At 41.1% G+C, this 21,658-nt stretch carries 17 protein-coding genes, 1 pseudogene and 1 riboswitch; of the genes and pseudogenes, 12 read left to right on the top strand and 6 right to left on the bottom strand.

What is annotated here, in order from left to right:
* The first annotated feature begins 84 nt into the window (after positions 1-84).
* From namA to cbiE, 6 genes are all read left to right on the top strand, one after another.
* The gene (namA, locus tag IQ244_RS13155) at positions 85-1,152 is read left to right on the top strand and encodes an NADPH dehydrogenase NamA (protein ID WP_193894652.1); all 1,068 of its coding nucleotides are present in this window, start codon (positions 85-87) and stop codon (positions 1,150-1,152) included.
* Between the two features lie 308 nt (positions 1,153-1,460).
* Positions 1,461-2,765, top strand: a complete 1,305-nt coding sequence (locus IQ244_RS13150) for a dihydrolipoamide acetyltransferase family protein (RefSeq protein WP_193894650.1) — start codon at positions 1,461-1,463, stop codon at positions 2,763-2,765.
* A gap of 200 nt (positions 2,766-2,965) precedes the next feature.
* On the top strand, positions 2,966-4,060 hold the full coding sequence (locus IQ244_RS13145) for a patatin-like phospholipase family protein (RefSeq protein ID WP_193894648.1): 1,095 nt from the start codon (positions 2,966-2,968) through the stop codon (positions 4,058-4,060).
* A 929-nt stretch (positions 4,061-4,989) separates the two neighbouring features.
* Positions 4,990-5,766 carry a PEP-CTERM sorting domain-containing protein gene (locus IQ244_RS13140; protein ID WP_193894646.1) on the top strand — a complete coding sequence of 259 codons (777 nt, stop codon included), beginning with the start codon at positions 4,990-4,992 and terminating at the stop codon, positions 5,764-5,766.
* A gap of 674 nt (positions 5,767-6,440) precedes the next feature.
* On the top strand, positions 6,441-7,622 hold the full coding sequence (locus IQ244_RS13135) for an MFS transporter (protein ID WP_193894644.1): 1,182 nt from the start codon (positions 6,441-6,443) through the stop codon (positions 7,620-7,622).
* Between the two features lie 22 nt (positions 7,623-7,644).
* The gene (gene cbiE / locus IQ244_RS13130) at positions 7,645-8,847 is read left to right on the top strand and encodes a precorrin-6y C5,15-methyltransferase (decarboxylating) subunit CbiE (RefSeq protein ID WP_193894642.1); all 1,203 of its coding nucleotides are present in this window, start codon (positions 7,645-7,647) and stop codon (positions 8,845-8,847) included.
* Positions 8,848-9,649: 802 nt separating this feature from the next.
* Here cbiE and IQ244_RS13120 read toward each other — a convergent pair.
* The 4 genes from IQ244_RS13120 to IQ244_RS13105 form a co-directional block, all read right to left on the bottom strand.
* Positions 9,650-10,489 (bottom strand): metallophosphoesterase, encoded by an 840-nt coding sequence (locus tag IQ244_RS13120; protein ID WP_193894638.1) that lies wholly within the window; start codon positions 10,487-10,489, stop codon positions 9,650-9,652.
* Between the two features lie 87 nt (positions 10,490-10,576).
* Entirely contained in the window at positions 10,577-11,407 is an 831-nt protein-coding gene (locus IQ244_RS13115) for a metallophosphoesterase (RefSeq protein WP_193894636.1), read from the bottom strand.
* Positions 11,408-11,644: 237 nt separating this feature from the next.
* Entirely contained in the window at positions 11,645-12,568 is a 924-nt protein-coding gene (gene crtC / locus IQ244_RS13110; protein ID WP_193894634.1) for a cyanoexosortase C, read from the bottom strand.
* A 145-nt stretch (positions 12,569-12,713) separates the two neighbouring features.
* A complete protein-coding gene (locus tag IQ244_RS13105) occupies positions 12,714-13,094 on the bottom strand; it encodes a hypothetical protein (RefSeq protein ID WP_193894632.1) in 381 nt (126 codons plus the stop codon).
* 237 nt (positions 13,095-13,331) lie between these two features.
* Positions 13,332-13,461: riboswitch (cobalamin riboswitch) on the top strand.
* Between IQ244_RS13105 and cobG the strand changes: the two genes are divergently transcribed.
* From cobG to psaB, 5 genes are all read left to right on the top strand, one after another.
* Complete coding sequence (gene cobG, locus IQ244_RS13100) at positions 13,435-15,015, top strand: precorrin-3B synthase (protein WP_193894630.1); 1,581 nt, start codon at positions 13,435-13,437, stop codon at positions 15,013-15,015. (Overlaps the previous riboswitch by 27 nt.)
* 2 nt (positions 15,016-15,017) lie before the next feature.
* Complete coding sequence (locus IQ244_RS13095) at positions 15,018-15,644, top strand: precorrin-8X methylmutase (protein WP_193894628.1); 627 nt, start codon at positions 15,018-15,020, stop codon at positions 15,642-15,644.
* Positions 15,645-15,646: 2 nt separating this feature from the next.
* Positions 15,647-16,351 carry a precorrin-2 C(20)-methyltransferase gene (locus IQ244_RS13090; protein WP_193894626.1) on the top strand — a complete coding sequence of 235 codons (705 nt, stop codon included), beginning with the start codon at positions 15,647-15,649 and terminating at the stop codon, positions 16,349-16,351.
* A gap of 491 nt (positions 16,352-16,842) precedes the next feature.
* Positions 16,843-17,058, top strand: a complete 216-nt coding sequence (locus IQ244_RS13085) for a hypothetical protein (protein ID WP_193894624.1) — start codon at positions 16,843-16,845, stop codon at positions 17,056-17,058.
* A gap of 515 nt (positions 17,059-17,573) precedes the next feature.
* Positions 17,574-19,802, top strand: coding sequence for a photosystem I core protein PsaB (gene psaB / locus IQ244_RS13080; protein ID WP_193894622.1), 2,229 nt, complete (start codon positions 17,574-17,576; stop codon positions 19,800-19,802).
* Positions 19,803-19,882: 80 nt separating this feature from the next.
* Here psaB and IQ244_RS13075 read toward each other — a convergent pair whose 3' ends face one another.
* The gene (locus IQ244_RS13075) at positions 19,883-20,977 is read right to left on the bottom strand and encodes a M24 family metallopeptidase (protein WP_193894620.1); all 1,095 of its coding nucleotides are present in this window, start codon (positions 20,975-20,977) and stop codon (positions 19,883-19,885) included.
* Positions 20,978-21,105: 128 nt separating this feature from the next.
* On the opposite strand from IQ244_RS13075, the gene IQ244_RS33380 reads away from it, so the two are divergent.
* On the top strand, positions 21,106-21,444 hold the full coding sequence (locus IQ244_RS33380; RefSeq protein WP_416209774.1) for a HindVP family restriction endonuclease: 339 nt from the start codon (positions 21,106-21,108) through the stop codon (positions 21,442-21,444).
* Positions 21,445-21,462: 18 nt separating this feature from the next.
* Here the strand turns inward: IQ244_RS33380 and IQ244_RS13065 are convergent.
* Positions 21,463-21,658: pseudogene (locus IQ244_RS13065) on the bottom strand (IS5/IS1182 family transposase); the annotation flags it as partial.

Here is a 21,658-nt window from a genome sequence, read left to right as displayed (position 1 = left end):
CTTTTGGGCATGATCTAGAGATTGAACTTTTCAGAATTGAATTCAGCAGTTTTTCTACCCTAGTAAGCAAAGGAAATCATTCCAATGGCACATTTGTTTGAGGCATTGAAGATTCGAGAAATCACCTTTCGTAACCGCATTGTCGTTTCACCCATGTGTCAATACTCTAGTACAAATGGGTATGCTAACGACTGGCACTTAGTACATTTAACTTCTCGCGCCGTTGGTGGTGCGGGGTTAGTGTTCACAGAAGCAGCAGCAATAGAAGCGCGTGGACGAATTAGTCCGCAAGATTTGGGTATATGGTCAGACGAACACACAGAAGGTTTAGCCAAAATTGTCGACTTAATTCATAACTTTGGTGCAGTCGCCGGGATACAACTCGCCCACGCAGGGAGAAAAGCCAGCACCGCCAAACCCAGTCGTGGCGGAAAAGCCTTAGATGAATCACAAGAAGGTTGGCGACCTGTAGTTTCCAGTAGTGCGATCGCCTTTAGTAAAGACAGTCCAGTCCCAGAAGCCTTGAGTATTGCCGAAATTCAACAGATTATCCAAGCTTTTATCCAAGCAACTCAACGTTCACTCCAAGCCGGCTTCAAAGTCATCGAAATTCATGCAGCCCACGGCTACCTACTCCACCAATTTCTTTCACCCTTAGCTAATCAACGTCAAGATGAATATGGTGGGAGTTTTGAAAATCGGACTCGCTTGTTGTTAGAAATTGTCACAGCTGTGCGTCAAGTCTGGCCGGAAACCCATCCCTTATTTGTGCGAATCTCCGCCACCGATTGGATAGACAAAGGTTGGAACATTGAACAAAGTGTTATTTTGAGCGATAAACTCAAAACTTTGGGTGTAGACTTAATCGACTGTTCCTCTGGGGGGATTATCCCTGGGATTAACATTCCCGTGAAACCCGGTTATCAAACACAATTTGCTGAACGTATCCGGCGGGAAGCAAAAATCCCTACAGGTGCAGTTGGCTTAATCACCTCTCCAGAACAAGCCGACCAAATTATCCAAACAGAAGTAGCCGACTTAGTTTTATTGGGACGTGAATTACTCCGCAATCCTTACTGGCCACATTTAGCAGCCAAAACACTAGGACACGAAAAACTCTGGCCAGTACAATACGATCGCGCCTGGACTTAGTACTATGTCGGTCGGTTGCAATGATCAAGATAACTAGTGTTCGCGTAGCGTCTCCGACAGGAGAAGGCTGTCATTTGTCCTTTGTCCTTGTTCATGGCATAAAATAGAAAATCTCAAACTTATAGCCGTAGATCAGATAGGTTAGAACATTTTGAGAGGGTGAATCCCAGGAATCGTAAGACTTTTACCTCCTGTCTTCTACCTTCTCCCTTCTGCCTCCTGCTATAAAACTCTCTAGCCAAGATACAATTCGATCTGGCAAAAGCTGTTAAAGTCCATAAATTATTTATCGATTCTAAAACCACCATATGAGCATTCACGAAGTATTCATGCCGGCGCTTAGTTCCACCATGACGGAAGGTAAAATTGTCTCCTGGATAAAATCGCCAGGGGATAAAGTGGAAAAAGGCGAGACAGTGGTGGTTGTCGAGTCAGATAAGGCAGACATGGATGTAGAAACCTTCTATGAAGGATATCTGGCACACATCATTGTCCAAGCTGGTGAGAGTGCGGCTGTAGGTAGTGCGATCGCTTACGTCGCCGAAACCGAAGCAGAAATTGAAGCAGCCAAATCTCTAGCTAACTCCGGTAGCACTGCGGCGACAGCACCTGCTCCCGAAAAAGTACCCGCGACAGCCGCAGTCGGCGCAACCGCAGCAGCCACCCACAACGGTAACGGCTCAAACCACAAAGAAGGTAGACTCGTCGCCTCACCCCGCGCCCGCAAATTAGCCAAAGAATTAAAAGTTGATTTAACTAGCCTAAAAGGTAGTGGCCCCTACGGTCGCATTGTGGCGGAAGATGTGGAAGCTATAGTTAACAAGGTTAAACCAGCAGCCCCGGCAATTCCCACACCAAATGTTGCACCAGTTCAAACACCAGCACCTGTGGTAGCAGCCGCAGCACCCGCACCCGTTCCCGCCGTCAATAGTACAGTTCCTGGTCAAATCGTACCTTTAACTACCTTACAAAATGCGGTAGTCCGGGGGATGGTGGCTAGTTTATCTGTGCCTGTTTTCCGTGTAGGCTACACAATTACCACCGATGGGTTAGATAAGCTTTACAAACAAATTAAATCGAAAGGCGTGACAATTACCGCGCTACTGGCGAAAGCTGTAGCTGTGACATTGCAAAAACATCCATTACTCAACGCCAGCTACTCCGATCAGGGAATTGTCTATCATTCTGATATCAATATATCTGTAGCAGTGGCAATGGATGACGGAGGATTGATTACACCAGTATTGCGGAATGCAGACATGGTAGATATTTATTCTCTCTCACGCAATTGGAAATCTTTAGTAGACCGCGCTCGCGCCAAACAACTACAACCAGACGAATACAACAGTGGTACTTTTACACTGTCTAACTTGGGGATGTTTGGTGTAGATACCTTTGATGCAATTTTACCACCAGGGCAAGGTTCAATTCTGGCGATCGGGGCGGCTCGTCCTCAACTGGTTGCTACTGCTGATGGTTTATTTGGGGTACACCAACAAATGCAGGTAAATATTACCTGTGACCACCGAATTATTTACGGCGCTCACGCCGCAGCCTTTTTACAAGACTTGACGAAGTTAATTGAAACTAACGCTCAATCTTTGACCCTTTAACTTAAATTACCCAAATAATAAAAGTCAAATTTGAGACCTGGATTTTTTGAAAATCCAGGTCTCTGTTTTTTAGTTATTTTTTAAGTGTTAACACTGAACTAATTGTAATAATAAAAACTATATTATTGAATTTACCTACGGTCAAATTGGCTGATGGATTCTTCAAGCAATAGCCACAAAGATTATAATTAGGAGATTACATGACTTATCGCTACAAAATATTGTCGATTGATGGCGGCGGTATTCGCGGTATTATCCCAGCAATTATTTTGTCCGAAATCGAAAAACGCACAGGTAAACCGATTTGTCAGCTATTTAATTTAATTGCGGGAACCTCAACAGGCGGGATTTTATCTGCTGCTTTAACTAAGCCACATCCTAGCAATCAAAATCAGCCTCAGTTTAAAGCAGAAGATTTAATTGACATCTATCGCCAAGAGGGAAAACGGATTTTTGCGGAATCTGCACTAGCAAAAAGCATCAAGTTTGATGATATTTTAAAGGCCAAATATTCTTCTAAAGGTAGGGATGAAGTTTTAACAGAATATTTGCAAGATACTCTAATCAAGAAAGCACTAACTGATCTATTTATTACTAGCTATGATATTGAATTGCGGATGCCAGTTTTCTTTGTCAACAATGTGAAAGACCAAAAATTAGGCGAAAACTTCCGCAAAATTTGTGATGGTTACACCATGAAGGAAGCAGGAATGGCTACTTCTGCTGCACCAACTTATTTCAAACCTTACAAAATTGATACAGCCGACCCGACAAATAGCGGTTACTATGCCTTAGTCGATGGTGGTGTATTTGCTAATAATCCCACATCCTTGGCAATTATGGAAGCTTTAAGTTCTTCCGCTAGACCTGATCCGCAAAAGCCCGACAAAAAACCTCTGACTATCAATGATATTTTAGTCGTATCATTAGGTACAGGTTCACTGAATCGTCGATACAATTACGATCAAGCAGTGGAGTGGGGACTAGTTCAGTGGGTGCAGCCAATACTCAATATTACCTTGGATGGTAGTAGTGAGTCGGTAGCTTGTCAGCTAGAACAATGGTTGCCAAAAGCTGATGGTTATCCTAAACAATATTATCGTTTCCAAAGACAATTAACCAAAGCTAATGACAATATGGATGATACGAGTCCAGAAAATATTGGCAGATTGATCACATTAGCACGACAGATTATTGAACAAAGAGATTCAGAGTTCGATGAGCTTTGTCAGCAACTAAAACAAGGACTAAATCAACAAGAGCAGCCAGAAAAATCAGTACTTGTTGGAAGATAATTTTTCCGAATTTACAATTTCATTTCATCATGCTGTAAAGACGCAATTAATTGCGTCTTTATTATTTTAGGCATTTTTATCCTCATCCCCATTCCATAGTAATAGTAGTTGGAAAAATGATTGAGATATAGCAGTCCTAATTCATTTGTGAAAAAAGGCACATTTGGAAATTTTTCTTTCCTGTTCCCTGCCTTAACGAATAATTTGCATAACTCATTTAGAATCGCTATATACGAATCATATTTGATTTGCAGAAAAAAATGTAAGTATTCAGGAGTCAGAATTCAGGAGTCAGAAGGTTTAAAGAATCAGGAGAAAGATTTGATGAATTAATTTTCTCATCCTATAGATACTTCTAAATTCTAGCTTCTGACTCCTGGGTGCTGAATTCTTACAAAAAAATCAGTACACCTCTGTTACGTCTTTTCCTGTTCCCTGTTAAGAGTTACCTTCCTACACAAGTAATTTCAATAATCAAGTCGGATTCCTATAGATACATTGCTGACAATCTCAAATTCAAAATATAAAATTGCTATAAGCTGAATATTAACCCCCTCAGACTAGAAATATAGGCATATAGAAACCCAGCTTTTCTCCCTTAAATTATATATATTACAGAATACACCCGAATATTTTCCATGACTGAAGGCTGCCAGTTTTACCTGTTCTTGACTTTGCGGCTATCTTCAACACGGTATTTTTATTTTTCACAGTTTACTTCATAGTAGTTATAGATTTTTCATCAAAAACGAATTGTGCTTTACATTTTTCCTGTAATCGCAGTCTTTTTATACGTAAATACGACCAAATAATAATACTAAATCATGCCTTTTAGCCAGTAAATATAATCTAGTAATTACATCATTTGTTTTAGGAGAAATTGATTGCACAATTGATTTACGAAACATTAATGATGGAAAAATTATACAATGTCTATCAAAAAACTTGCTTGTTGCGCTGCTCTTTCTGTATCTGCGATCGCTGCTATTGCGAGTGCTGGTTCTGCCCAGGCTATTAGCTTGAGTTACGATACTGGTGCTTACCGAACATCCAACGTTACTAATGAAGGTGCGTTCTCCGAAAATGTCAACAATAAAAATTTTGTCACTATTGATTTCAATAACGTAAATGACAAAACATTTAAAGGCAACGATCTAGTAGATTACACTTTTTCTAAAGGTAGCTATTCAACTAGCGCTGGAAGTACAGGTATTTTTAATGATCAGTGGGCGCCTGCTGGTGCAAGTGGTGAAGTCAACCAAAGCAAATACTTAGCAGTATTTGACAATAACTTTGTGAGTATTAAAGCCAAAAATGGTGGTGTTTTCAACTATTTTGGTCTTGATGCAGGTGCTTTAAGTACTGGTAATACTTTTGAACTGCTGAAGGGCGGGGTAACAGTTGCAAAATGGGACTTCCAGCAGTTAAACGATATTGCTACTGTTGTGGGTATCAATATGAGTAACCAAAAGAATGGCTTTTTTGAGTTTTTCTCCGACGGTAAAGGCGACAACTTTGACGAAATCAGACTTTCCCAAGTTGGGGGCGGCGGTTTTGAATCTGATAACCACACATTTCATATAGGTTCTGGTAAGTTCGAGAAATCCCAAGCTACTCCTGAACCTAGTGTTACCTTGGGGATGTTAGCAGTAAGTGGGATGTTCCTATACCAACGCCGCAGACAAAAATTACAAAATGCCAAGTAATCCCAAATTTGGAATTTGTTGAAATGGGTTAAGCGAAGTTTTAATTGTACTTACAATAACTTCAATTAGGATAAAAAGATTGCAAACCATAATTTATGGTTATATCTCCAGGATGCTGTTCAGTATCTGGAGATTATTTCTGTTTATGCCTATTTTGTTACTTTAGCTAGAAGCTGGGATCTGGATTAAATAGTAAACAAATAAATCAATCATAATTATGTCATTAATATAACTTATTAATAATCATATACCTGCATTTAATTTGACATAAATTTTTACGATGTATGTAAACTAGCTAACTGTTAAAGTAATGGATTATATACCCAGTTAGATTACATAAATTATTTAATGTGGTAACTTGAGTTAAAATTCAGAATAGCTGAAATTATGGCTAAACACAAGATTTTGCATAAATTCAATTAAATCTCTCAGATAAAGCCTGTGCAATAAATAACATCAAGCAATCTAAGAACTGGCATAAATGAGATAATTTAAGGCTATTTTCTGAATACTTGGTATTAGTATTTTCCCTAATATGTACTTAAGCCTGATTTATTTTAGTGTGATGAATTGCACAGAGAAATTGTTTTTGAATTTATTAATTGTGCAATTTTGAATGCGATTTAGCTTCAAGAATTTGTCTTAAAATCACACCACGGGTATAAGGCAGAATCATGGTTAACTCTTGCAACACCAACCGGGAAATATTATGGCGACAGGTTTGGGGATTAGCAGCTTTACTAGCGGCAATCATCCTCAGTTGGATGGTATATGCTTTTTATCAACCCAAAATATTACAAGACCTAGAATTGGTGGAGTTAGCTGGTTGGCTGGGAATAGTGCAAGGGTTAATCGCCGCAGTTATTGAACCATTGAATGGCGGAATTTCCGATCGCATCCAGCAGCGCTTGGGTAGTCGTTTACCGATGATTAGCGTTGGGGTGGTGTTAGCTGGGTTAATGTTTGTGGGTGTCTCGTTGTTGGCTGACTATAATTTACCGACAGGTATCCGCTGGATTATTCCCGTGTTGATGACAGTTTGGGTTGTCGCCATGATTATGTTTCGTGGCCCAGCGATCGCCCTTTTAACTCAGTTTGTCCCCGCAGCCGAATTACCCCAAGCCAACGCCATTCTTGTATTGGTGTTTGGGACAGTGGGCGCGATTGCCCCATTATTAAACACCTTACTTTCTAGTTTAGGTGCATCCATTACCTTTATGTTAGGTGCGATCGCTTTAGTCTTGGGCGCATATATTTTCCAAATATTCACTCCCAAACAGACTTTTGTCCCTTTTATTCATGATCACGATAAATCTGCGCCGACGGTGTTGTTAATCCTGATTTTTGCCCTCGGTTTAGCCACGGGATTTGAAGTTAACCTGTTATTTGCCATTTTTCCCCAAGAATTACAAACTCAACTCCCAGGACTACAAGTAGAATTTATCGCTTCGGAGATCCTGTTAGTCTCAGCGATCGCATCTGTACCTTTAGGAGACTGGACAGCAGATTTAGGTGCAAATAAATCGACGTTACTCGGTTTGGGAACAATGACCGGCTTGATGGGGGTAACAATATTAAACGATAATTACATTCTGGCGATTGCTTTAATTCTGGCTTTCGGCATTAGTTTTAGTTTAGTGTTGATCGGGATGATTCCCTTAGCACTAGGCAAACTATCCGCAAATCAGGCTGGCTTGGGGACAGGTTTATACTTTGGGGGTAGTGCAGGCGGAACGGCGATTGTTTCACTATTAGTTAAACAACTTGATCTCTCATCTGTCGGCGCATTTTTGCTGGCTGAAGTTGCCTGCTTGGTAGTCACTGTGTGTATTCTTGTTTGTAAGAAAGTTTCTTAAATCGGGGCTGGGGAATAATACATTGAAATGGCTTTATATTATAGGCATTGGCGAAGATGGATTACAGGGTTTAAGTGCGATCGCCCGTTCTATAATTGCTCAAGCTGAGGTTATTATGGGAGGCGATCGGCATTTGTCCATGCTCCCCACTGATGACAAACAGGAAAAAATTCCTTGGACTTCTCCTTTTAGCGCCTCCGTCACCGAAATTATCAGCCGTCGTGGTCAGCAACTCTGCATTTTAGCCAGCGGTGATCCTCTGTGTTACGGCGTTGGTGTCACCTTAACCAAACATATTCCCATCTCAGAAATCACCATTATTCCCGCACCTTCAGCCTTTAGCCTCGCTTGCGCCAGACTTGGCTGGTCATTAACTGAGGTAGAGACTTTAAGTTTATGCGGTCGTCCGGCGAGTTTGCTTCAGTCTTATATTTATCCTCAAGCCAAGTTATTAATTTTGAGCGAAGGAACAGAAACACCACAAGTTGTCGCCCAAATTTTGAAAAGTCGCGGCTATGGTGAGAGTAAAATTATTGTCTTAGAACGTCTAGGTGGCATTCACGAACGGATAATTACAAGTACTGCCGCATTGTGGAGTGAAACAGAAATTGCGGACTTAAATACAATCGCTGTTGATTGTATTGCGGATGTTGGAGTAAGAGCTTTATCCAGATTACCAGGATTGCCAGATCATGCTTATCATCATGATGGACAACTCACCAAACGAGAAGTTAGGGCGATGACTTTATCAACCCTAGCACCCCTACCAGGAGAACTTTTGTGGGATGTTGGGGCGGGTTGTGGTTCAATTTCCATTGAATGGATGCGAACTCATCCCCGGTGTCGGGCGATCGCCATTGAACAAAATTCCTCTAGACTCCAATATATTGCCGATAACGCCGCTGCTTTAGGTACGCCACACCTGCAAATTATCGCCGGAAAATCACCATCAGCTTTGCAAGGCTTACCCACACCAGACGCTATCTTTATTGGTGGTGGAGTAACTGCACCAGGATTATTTGATGTTTGCTGGTCAGCACTACCCCCAGGCGGACGTTTAGTTGCGAACGCCGTCACCATAGAAGGTGAACAAACCTTATTTCAATGGTACGAAAAAGTCGGCGGCAGTTTTACCCGCATTGCCATTCAAAAAGCCGAACCCATTGGTAAATTCCTCGGATGGCGTGCAATGTCTCCTGTGACCCAATGGATAGCCGTTAAATAATTTTCCATTTAAACCAATACGGTTCAGTTAAGAAAATAAATTAATTGCTACACATAAAACAGATCTATTTTTTGGAGGGGGTTTGGGGGATTCTCCCCCAAGTCTTGGTTCTTCTGAGATCAATAAGCTGACAACCTTAACTGAACCGTATTGGTTTATAGCCCTAGCTATATTATTTAGGACATTGGTAAAGAATAAAACCTAGATAACATCAGACTTTTAACTCTGTCACCTATCAACTATTACCTGTCCCCTGCTATAGCCACGACTTCCAGTCACCTATGCTTAAATAAACTTAATATTAATGTGATTAAAAAGCACCAAGAATCTTAAGAAAATGCCCCAGAATATTGCGACACATTAACGGTGTTCACATTTAGTAAATACACATACCACTGAAAATTGCAGCGTGCTAGATTAAGGTCAAGGTACAGAAAGGTTAAGTTTAAGTGAAGTAAAAAAACTTGAAATTAGAGCCTGTGCCTCCTGCTCTAAGATCCACGCGATCGCAACTCAACTATCACATCCGATGGAAGTGTTTTCGCCTTGAGTCTATTGATTTTGTTGGAGGTTTTTGAACATACAGCCAGAAATGCCAGCCTATTATAATCAAGGATGTTGAAGTCTGAGAACAGCGATTGCATTTATCCACCTTATTTGAGTTAATTCTTCTGCTTTTTCCATCTTCTCGAACGATTGTATATTGTTTAATAAACCGCCTCAAGTTACTGATGTGAATCTGTCGTAACTTAGGCGGTTAATAGTTTTATGTACGCAGGCTAAAAACTTCAAGGCAAATATTTCACACTTCAGACTTCATTAAAGTAATCACCGTAACTTCAGGTGGGCAAAAAAAGCGTCCTGGTCGATAAGTTCCTAAACCACGATTAACATATAACTGATTATTGGCTACTTTGTGAAAACCTTGCGCCCATTCCCAATATCTCACCACTTTCGAGCAATCATCCAATAAAAATGGAATCCACCGCCGCAGTTTTTTTGGTACTTGCTTGAGTAGCTTTTTGTAATAATAAACCGCAGGGCCAAAACCGGGAATTACAATATGACCCCCATGCGTATGACCAGATAGCTGTAAATCAACTCGCCACTGTTCTAATATCTTGGCAGTATCGGGATTATGGGATAGAACAATACGCGGTGTTAATGGGTCTAGTTGCTGCATAACAGGTACAGGATTAAACTCCCGCGACCAATAATCAGCTAAACCGACGATGGGTAATTCTTCACCAAAAGGATAGGCTATTTGATTCCACAGCACATTAACTCCAATACTAGTGAAAGCATCTGTAATTTCGGCTTGAGAATGATTGTAGTGGATGTCATGATTACCAAGTACAGCATAAATCCCGCAGCGACTTTGCAGGTGTTTGAGTCGCATCACCAGTTGATGAATTGGGCGAGGATCATCAGTGACATAATCCCCAGTTAAGACAATTAAATCAGGTTCGGCTTCATTTGTAACTGCGATCGCTTCTTGTAACATTTCTTCCGAAAGCCGCATTCCATCATAGTGAAAATCTGATAACTGTACTAAAGTTGTACCTTCTAAAGATTGCGGCAGTTCGGCAATCTTAACCGTTATTTTATCTACACTTAAACGTCCCGTAAACAACCAATGCATAGTGTAAAAAACAATCCTCCTACCAGCGTTTACAGCTTATCAAATAATAAAATACATCTTAAAAAATTGTAAAAACTCAATAATCAATTATGCACATTGTAGGGTGATAAGTGTCACTTCTGGCGGACAAAATAGCCTTCCTGGAGAATAAGTTCCTAAACCACGATTAACATATAGCTGATTGCTTCCTAAACGATGTAAACCCTGCGCCCATTCCCAATGACGAATGACAAAATTGTCTCTGCGTAACAATGGAAAGCAACGCCGGATTTTGTAGGGGATTTTTTGGACTATTTTTTTGCGATAAGCTATAACCGCCCCTAAGCCCGGAATCACGATTTGACCACCATGACTATGACCAGATAACTGCAAATCTACCCGCCACCCTTGTAACATTTCCGCCGTGTCAGGATTATGAGATAACACAATGCGGGGTATATTTGGGTTTAACTGCTCCATTACAGGTATAGGATTGAATTCTGGTGAATAACGATCTGCTAGTCCAACTAATGCTAATTCATTTCCAAACGGATAGACTACTTCATTCCATAAAACACCCACTCCGATATTAGTTAAAGCCTTCGTAATTTCTGTTTTTGAATGTCGGTAATATATATCGTGATTACCGAGTATGGCATAAATACCAGCTTGAGTTTGTAAGTGTTTTAGTCTTAAAACTAGTTCGTGAATTGGCTGCGGGCTAGTTGTGACATAATCGCCTGTGAGAAGCACGATATCTGGTTTTAGTTCGTTGCTAAGTGCGATCGCTTGTTCTAACATCTCATCAGACAAACTCGCACCATCATAATGAAAATCTGACATCTGCACCAACTTCTTACCTTGTAACGATGCAGGTAAACCCGCAATCTTCACCGTTAATTTTTCTACAGTCAACGGCCCAGATAATAACCAATGCATAATAGCTTTAATAAACTTCAATCATAGCGCTTAAAGCTTAACTAAAAATCTGCTATTTTAAAGTTGCCATTAAAACACTTTTTTAAAACTTGATGAATAGTTACTACGACGAGCAAGCCTCCGTAGCGTTTTGGCTTTTCTGTGGCTTTGTAGTAACTATAGCAAAAGAATTATTGTGCAGTCATGCTAAGGTTTTGATCATGACTGTTGATGAATAAAGACTTTAAGTAGTTAATTTTATTTATGCTGATCTACTGATTGGAGCTTTGTTTTATAGGCAAAATTCAGTAGTCGCATTTGAACAAGCAGGTAATAGAATGTTGTAAACATAGCGGCTGAGAAAATTTGTCCTCCCCAACCATCATGCCAAAAATCAAATGTTTTGCCATCCCAATAAGCAACAGAAATTTCCAATAATGCAATGCGAACAGTATTAAAAGTAAAAGCTATAAGGCATCCTAAAAGGCTGATTGTTAATATCTGGAAGCTAGTCAGTCTGTAAGCAATACCTATTAAAACACTAGTCATAAGCATCAAGACCATCAAATCAAATCCGTTACAACCCCACCCAATATCTACACTACCTGTAGGTAATTTAACTAATGTTTTATCTAAAGTGCTGGGATAACCTATGGCGTGAAGTGCTAAATTAACACTCCAAGCTTGGATGTAATCCATTGTTCTTTCAGGAGTCAAGGCTCGCCATATATACGCTGGTAGAGAGTAAATCCCAGGATATATACTTAAAAATATCAAAAAAATAGGGCGTTTATAATCTTTAAAGAAATTTTTTCCCCAAGTGCTAAAGATAATACCTAATAAAATTCCTAACCAAACAAATGCTTGAGACCAACCTTTGTAAACACTGAAAGGAAAAAGAGTAACTCCAAATAAAATTATACTACAGCCTAGATTTCGTTGTATAGTTGTAGTATTTAACTTAGTGATTTTATTTTTATTTTGCCATAACTCATATAATCCTAAATAAGCCGCAGCAATTGTCAATAATGGAAATGTACTACCACCAATCAGAAACTGTATTAGTGTCTTGAGCCAAAAAAATAAGTAATAGTATAAACCCACAAACAAGCCACATAAAATAACTTGATTATGTTTTTTCGCTAAAGGAATTAATAAGTTTTCTTTTAAGTCAAAGGACATGATTTATTTAGAGGGATATAAAAAGATTCAAACCTCTTTTCTTCACTATTTTTGAAGCGACCAAGGTTTATGAATAATCTGAATATATTTCAGTGAGAACCTAATGTTATTCTCACTGTTTATCTGCAAGAAATAATGAAGTAATTTATTCTACTTTCACCTCTATTTGCTTTTGCTCTTGGCGATGTTTGCGGATTAAACCTGCACCTAAAGCAACTAGTCCTGGTATTAAGATAGGAACCGGAACTTCTTTATGGTTATATCCTTGCTTGGTATTTCCTAGTTTTGGTCTATTTGGGCTATTTATATTTGTTGGTATAGAATTATTGGGATTATTTGCATAGGTAGTGTTATTGCTTAAATTATGCCTATTTGAATCTTTAGTAAATGTTGGCCAGGGTATAAATCCCAAAAGCCATTGGACTTCCAAAGATCTTGGCACTCTTGAACTCGCCTGTTCAATGCGATTTCGGCTATCTTGAGCCTGGGCATGAGTTTGAGGAACAAATACTATACTTGTAGCCATAGAAGTAGCTACCGCTATGCTTGCACATAGGGTTTTAAATTTCATAAATTAGGATTCCCCTCAGAAATTTTTATTGGACAAATATCTGTGATGTTATAAGTAAAAATTTTTACTTATACACTGAACATCATTCATCCATCTCTAGATGTAAGTCCTACAATTTACTGGTAATTCCCTAGATATAATTCTTGCTAATTTATCCATTCAAGATTAATGAAAAATGTGAAGTATTGAGCATTCCGCAGACGGTCTCATGGTAAATTACTAAAGCTTGGAGTTGGGAAACTCCGGTGAAATTCCGGGACTGTGCCGCAGCTGTGAAGGGAAATCCCAAGTCAGAATGCCAACTCCGGGTGTGTCGAGAAGACACAGTGATGATCTAATCTCTGCGTCACACAGAGAAGGAGTTGAAACTTTGCTTTCGGGATTTACTGCCTGTCCAGGCTTATTTTACGCTACATCTGCTCAAGATGGCATTTTATCTCGCCTGAGAATACCCGGTGGGATACTTAATAGTCAACAATGTCAGGCGATCGCAGAGATAGCAGATAATTACGGTGGTGGCTATGTGGATGTCACAAATCGCGCTAATCTGCAAATTCGGGAAATTAGCCAAGGTATCAATAACGAAGTTCTCCAGCAACTACAAAGTTTGGGTTTGGGTTCGCCTAATTCGGCTGTAGACCACATCCGCAATATTATGACTAGTCCCACAGCGGGTATCGACCCAGCAGAATTAATCGATACTCGTCCTTTAGTTAAAAGCTGGGATGATTATATAGCAGCGCATCCTGAACTGTCAGGACTATCAGCTAAGTTTAGCGTTTGCTTTGATGGCGGTGGGAAAGTTGCGGTAAGCGATCGCCTCAATGATATGCTGTTGAAGGCTGAGTTAATCGACAATCAAGTTTACTTACGCTTGCATCTAAGTTTTATCAAAAGCAAACCACCCATCGATACAGAAATTATATTGTTGCCAGAACAATGTTTGTCAGTTTTGGCAGCTTTAGCAGATGTTTATTTACAACATACTGATACTCATAGTAAACGCAAGCTACGTTTACAAGCAGTTATCAATAGTTTGGGATGGGAAAATTATCTTCAGCAAGTTGAACAGCAGTTAACATTTGCTTTGAGGCGTTGTGAAAAGTTTATTCCCAAACCTTCCTTAGAAAATCAGGCAAATTCCTGGCATATTGGTATTCATCCCCAACGCCAGCAAGGTTTATTTTATCTCGGCGTAGTGTTACCTTTAGGTCGTTTGGAAAGTCTGCAAATACGGCGTTTGGGCGATTTGGCAGCAAAATATGGGAATGGGACTATCAGACTCACACCTTGGCAAAATTTGCTCATCACTGATATTCCCCAAGAGTGGGTTGTTGAGGTTGAAAGTGACATAGCTAACTTAGGATTAGATTCCGCAGTCACCAATATTAAAGGTGCATTGGTTGCCTGTTCTGGTACACGGGGTTGTGCGGCTTCTGCAACAGATACCAAAGGTCACGCCTTAGTATTAGCTGATTACCTGGAAACTCGTGTTAGGCTAGACCGCCCAATTAATATTCACTTTAGCGGCTGTGAAAAATCTTGCGCCCAACATCACAATGGTGATATCACCTTACTGGGTGTGAGCTATCGCCACATAGAAAGTTATCACGTTTATGTTGGGGATAGCGAGACTCACGCAAAATTCGGTCGAAAAATCCATCAATACATCAGTTTTGCCGAACTACCTGCACTCATCGAACAAATACTCAAAGTGTATAAGATTCATCGACTGAATCATGACGAATCCTTTGCAGAATTTGTCAATCGATACAAGACTACCCAACTACAAGAGTTATTTTCTCAGCCATCAGCAATATATCAATGTACCCTGCGGGAAACCGCAAAAGCGTCTATATCTGCGGTTTGTAATTGAAAATGTCCGAATATATCCGAAACCCTAACGAAATCTACCGTAATTCCTTTTCGATCATTCGGTCAGAAGCGAACTTAGATTTGCTACCAACAGATGTAGCAAAAGTTGCGGTACGTCTGATTCATGCCTGTGGAATGACGGATATTGTCACCGACTTGGGATATTCACCCACAGCAGTGCAATCAGCACGCGCCGCACTCACAGCTGGTGCGCCCATTTTATGCGATTGTCGGATGGTAGCCGAAGGAGTCACAAGGCGACGACTACCAGCCAATAACGCAGTTATCTGCACCCTGAATAATCCAGAAGTACCAGAACTCGCCCAAAAACTGGGAAATACAAGGTCAGCCGCCGCTTTAGAATTATGGCGATCGCACTTAGAAAACTCAATTGTCGCCATTGGTAATGCACCTACTGCCCTATTTAGATTACTGGAAATGCTAGACGAAGGAGCGCCGAAACCTGCTGTAATTTTGGGTTTCCCTGTCGGATTCGTCGGTGCAGCCGAATCAAAAGCCGCCCTAGCAGCAGATAGTCGGAATGTACCATTTATGACATTACATGGTCGGCGGGGTGGAAGTGCGATCGCCGCCGCCGCTGTTAACGCCTTGGCAACGGAGGAAGAATAATCATGACAACCAAAGGCCGTTTGTATGGAGTTGGTGTCGGCCCTGGCGACCCTGAACTGTTGACAGTCAAAGCACTGCGGCTATTGCAGTCCGCACCTGTAATTGCCTATCAATCAGCCACAGATAAAGAAAGTATAGCGCGAGCGATCGTGTCTCAATATTTAACAGGCAAGCAAATAGAAGTCGCCTTTCACCTACCCCGCGCCTTAGAACCAGAAAAAGCCAAAGCCATTTACGACCAAGAAGTTGAGCCAATTGCCCAACACCTCGCGGCTGGGCGTGATGTCGTAGTTGTGTGTGAAGGAGACCCGTTTTTCTACGGTTCCTTCATGTATGTATTCACACGCTTGTCTCAGCATTACCATACCGAAGTAGTTCCTGGCGTTTCCTCACTCATGGCTTGTCCAGTCGCTTTAGGTGTACCCTTCACCTACTACAACGATATTCTCACCATTTTACCAGCCCCACTACCAGCCGAAGAACTCATCACACAACTGTTAACTACAGATGCAGCAGCAATTATGAAACTAGGCCGCCATTTTACAAAAGTGCGGGATATTTTGGAGCAGTTAGGATTAGCATCGCGAGCATTGTATATTGAACGGGCAACAATGTCACAGCAGAGAATTGTCCCCTTAAATGAAGTTGATCCAGCTGAAGTACCTTATTTTGCCATGATTGTTATTCCTAGTAAAAATCGTCTGTAAAGATGAAGTAACAGTCAATATTAAGATAAGAAAGACTTTAGTGTGGGAATACTGACCTCTGGTTGGAAATGGCCTAAAAATATTATTCCCCTGCGTTAACCCGCCCATTGCCCACAACTTAACCCCATCAAAAGATTCGGGCAGTTCCTGAAATCTCACATTAAGGGTCAAGTTTTCAACACACTTGATGGACTGCGTAAGCGCCTCCACGAAATTCTTAGTCAAATTACGCCAGAACGTGTTGTCTCCTTGACTTCTTATGATTTCATTCTCGAAGCTCTTTTCTATGCAACCTCTCTCACTTCTTACGACTTTATTCTTGAAGCCTTATTTAGCGCTGCTTCATCAAGAATTGGTATAACTTTATGTTAGATAAATCATTCAGTACAAACAAACATTAAATCAAAGTAATTCTTAAGTATGATGCACTGATTAGTAAAAATTTGGAATTATGGCAGCAACATCGCCACAAAATATGAGATATAAAATATATGAGATCGCCAGAAATTCAAACAACAGAAAATACACTTGATGAGATTAATCCTCAAAGCCCCCACAAAGCTGGATTTATCTCTCAGGTAGGAAGAGATTATGGAATAACTGATCCAGATTTACCCTATAAACGATTGCTTTACGGTTTGGCTTTAGTGATATTGGCGGCTTTCCTATTTGTTGCTGCCATTTACTACAGAGTTATCAACCCTTAAGCTATTTTCACTTTAAACCAACCAATTAGCTTGACCAGCCTACTTTGTTGAGAATGGTGCAATATATTTAGTTAACCAATCTCATCAAGAATGCAGTATTTAAGCATGATAGTTGATTGAATTCTGTGTAATTTGCAGCTTAAAATTTTTTATCCAAAATCCAAATTTTGTTAAAGATTAAGCTCATCCTACAAGAGAAATGATATAGGCTGCATGGAACATCAGCAATGTGTAGAAGACTACAAACTCATTTAATAATGAGAATCCATCTTTAGTTAGATGGTAGCAATGGTAATTAATTTGTTTATTAATTCTAGGCTCATGAATTGCACCATACTGCCTCAAAATGTAATTTCAAAAATTCAGCGTGTTTAATCCTAATAATTGCCAGCTTTGGCTATTAGTATTGACCTCCATTTTTAGGCTGGAGGGATGTTGATTCAATTGCAAAAATTTGCTGGCTCATGAGAACTAGCAATTTGGATTAGCGTTTAAGGAGGATATGACTAGAATACATGGCTACAAAATATCCTAAATTTAGCCGGGATCTCGCTCAAGATCCGACTACGCGTCGAATCTGGTATGCGATCGCTACAGGAAATGATTTTGAAAGTCATGATGGCATGACTGAGGAAAATCTCTACCAAAAGATTTTCGCTACTCACTTCGGTCATGTCGCCATCATTTTCTTGTGGGCATCGAGTCTTCTGTTCCACGTCGCCTGGCAAGGTAACTTTGAACAGTGGATTACAGATCCACTCCATATTCGCCCAATTGCCCATGCAATTTGGGATCCCCACTTTGGTAAACCAGCCATAGAAGCTTTCAGCCAAGGTGGTGCTAACTATCCCGTGAATATTGCTTACTCTGGTGTTTATCACTGGTGGTATACCATCGGTATGCGGACAAATAACGACCTCTACCAGGGTTCAATTTTCCTGTTGCTGTTAGCAGCTTTATTCCTGTTCGCAGGTTGGCTACACTTGCAACCGAAGTTCCGTCCTAGCTTGACTTGGTTTAAGAGTGCTGAACCTCGTCTGAACCACCACTTAGCTGGTTTGTTTGGCGTTAGCTCCTTAGCTTGGGCTGGTCACTTGATTCACGTCGCTATCCCTGAATCTCGTGGGGTTCATGTGGGCTGGAGAAACTTTCTGACCACTTTGCCTCACCCAGCAGGTTTAACACCATTCTGGACGGGTAACTGGGGTGTGTACGCCCAAAATGCAGATACGACTGGGCATATTTTCGGCACATCCCAAGGTGCAGGAACCGCTATTTTGACTTTTTTGGGTGGTTTCCATCCTCAAACAGAGTCGCTGTGGTTGACTGATATGGCGCATCACCATTTAGCGATCGCCGTTATCTTTATCATCGCCGGGCATATGTACCGGACTAACTTCGGGATTGGTCATAGCATCAAAGAGATGCTCAATGCCAAACAATTCTTTGGTATCCAAACTGAAGGACAGTTCAACTTACCGCATCAAGGGCTATACGACACTTATAACAACTCCTTGCACTTCCAACTGTCCATACACTTGGCAGCATTAGGAACTGCATTGTCATTAGTGGCGCAACATATGTACTCGCTGCCGCCTTATGCCTTCATAGCTAAGGACTATACAACACAGGCTGCGCTGTACACCCATCACCAGTACATTGCTGGGTTCTTGATGATTGGTGCGTTTGCCCATGCTGGCATTTTCTGGATACGAGACTACGACCCAGCGCAAAATCAAGGTAACGTCCTTGAGCGCGTACTGAAGCATAAAGAAGCGATTATCTCTCACCTAAGTTGGGTGTCTCTTTTCTTAGGCTTCCATACCTTGGGGCTATACGTTCACAATGATGTTGTAGTTGCCTTTGGCACCCCAGAAAAGCAAATCTTGATTGAGCCGGTGTTTGCTCAATTCATCCAATCTGCTCATGGCAAACTGCTTTATGGGATGGATACTCTGTTATCTAACTCAGATAGCATTGCTTATACAGCTTGGCCAAACCAGGCTAACGTCTGGTTGCCGAACTGGCTAGACGCGATTAACTCCGGCACAAATTCTTTATTCTTGACCATTGGCCCTGGTGATTTCTTGGTACACCATGCGATCGCTCTCGGCTTGCATACCACCACCTTGATTTGTGTCAAGGGTGCGTTGGATGCCCGTGGGACTAAGCTAATGCCCGATAAAAAAGACTTCGGCTTCACCTTCCCCTGTGATGGGCCTGGACGGGGTGGTACTTGCCAAACTTCTTCCTGGGAACAGTCTTTTTACCTAGCTATGTTCTGGATGTTGAATCTCCTTGGTTGGGTAACTTTCTACTGGCATTGGAAGCATCTCGGAGTTTGGCAAGGTAACGTTGCTCAGTTCAACGAAAACTCTACATACCTCATGGGTTGGTTCCGTGATTACCTCTGGGCTAACTCTGCTCAGTTAATTAACGGTTACAACCCTTATGGGACGAGTAATTTATCTGTCTGGGCTTGGATGTTCCTCTTTGGACATTTAGTTTGGGCTACCGGTTTCATGTTCCTGATTAGCTGGCGTGGGTACTGGCAAGAGTTAATTGAAACTCTAGTTTGGGCGCATGAACGCACACCTTTAGCTAACTTAGTTCGCTGGAAAGATAAGCCTGTAGCTTTATCTATCGTGCAAGGTTGGTTAGTTGGTCTAGCTCACTTTACCGTTGGTTACATTCTTACCTATGCAGCATTCCTCATAGCCTCAACGGCTGGTAAATTCGGTTAAAAATTTTGATATCCTCTGACCTTAGCCATTATCCCCCTTGATCCTGTTAGGTAAAAGGGGGATTTTTTCTAAAACTTGACTTAAATTTCCAAAGGCACTGGACGCAATCTTCCTTCCACTTCCACACTAGGAAAATTGGGGTCAAAAGTGAGATTTTCTAGCTTTCCATCCTTGAGAACGACAAAAGTATCTTCAACCTTCGCACCTGTTAAACTAGGATTCCAGGCGATCGCCATATTTTCTGTTAAAAAGTCGTTAGTCGATGGATTGGCAACAATTTCTCTGGCTAAATAGCCTGTAGTTCCTCCCTGATGATGTTCACGGATAGCATGAGGAAACCCATGTTGTTCATAGGCTTGCGCTAAAGCATAATAAACTGCATCAAGCGTCATTCCCGGTTGAGATGCGGAGAGTGCTTTAGCCTCTATTTCGCAGACATGACGATGTAATTCGGCTTCATCCTTAGTCAGGCTACCAAAACAAACAAATCTTGTGAGATTCGCATACAATCCATACCCCCTCGCGCAAAACACCAGCATTGCTTGTCGTCCAATCTGTTCCCCCGTCGCTGTAGCATGACGGTATAAAGGTAAACGCCTCTCGCCAGCTACCAATGTCAGCGCCGGATGTAAACCTCTCGCCCACAAAGCTTCTGCACCCGCACCCGCTAACTGATATTCTGTCCAAGTAGGTTGGGTAGCTTGTAGCACTTCTGTCATCGCGGCGCTGGCTTGTTGTCCAACGTGGCGATACCGTTCTAACTCAGTTGGCAATAATACCCGTTTATATTGTTGTAGAGATGGTGGTATTGTTTGCTCTTGTGAAGTTGAGTTATTGCAGCGATCGCTAATAACTATACCCCCATCCGTTGCCTCATGGACAAAAGCCTCACGAGCCGCAGCATCAGCCCAAGGGTTAATATGCAGCTTCAAATCACTGGGTAATTCCTCATCTTTGAGACGCTGGGCTTCTATTTCATCCGTCAACACCCACGCATCTTGTCCAGTTACCAACAACTCTGCTACCCCAGTTTCAGCAGTCAGCAATACAGTATTAGAAGCACCACCAGTAGCCCAAGCAAACCAATCCGTACCCCGCAGACGCACACCACCAACCTCAGTTTGAGAGATAGTTTCCCTGATAAACCCTAGTTTCGTCGAGACTTCTTCGCTCATAGGAAAAACTCAGATAAATACAGATAATTATCAAATTCATCTGTGTCTGTCTGCGTCTATCTGAGGTTGAGCGATCGCTATTACCGCCGGATTACTCAACAATCCTGATATGGCAGTATCGGCTGCTAGTGTTTACAGTAATATCTTATTACTCCTTTTTTTCATCAGAACCTGTGTTATGGGGAAATATACAAAATCAGCAGCCTGGATTATTTGGATTAGTACACTCAAACAGAGATTTTACCCAAAAAGAATCTTGGGGTAAAAACTGTTTTAATTCTTCATTTCCGGCTTCTCTTTGCTCTTACTTATACAGTTTAAATCTAGATAATGTATACATTAAACTAAACTCAAACCTCAAAGTTGAGCATTCAAGCATTAGTACAGATAAATTTTACGGAATTAACCCAAACTCTGATAATCTTTTTTATGCGTTTGAAACTCAGTTTACACCATATCAACAATAGACCTCTTGCAAAAGTCAGTTAAGCAGATTCAGTTTTAGGGAGACGAAGCTCATAGTTGTACAAACCAGCGATGAGATTAAATCTCAAACTAAATCTTTTTCTCCGATTGCGATAACGGTCAGACAAGATTTTAAATATCTTTAGTTTCCGATTAATATGCTCACCGACAACTCGAACTTTGGCTAAGTCTCGATTACTCTTTTTATCTTCGCAA

The sequence above is a fragment of the Nostoc sp. LEGE 06077 genome (genome assembly GCF_015207705.1).
Lineage (GTDB): Bacteria > Cyanobacteriota > Cyanobacteriia > Cyanobacteriales > Nostocaceae > Nostoc_B.
Note: the sequence above shows the minus strand (reverse complement) of the source record. Positions and strands in the feature narration are given on the sequence as shown.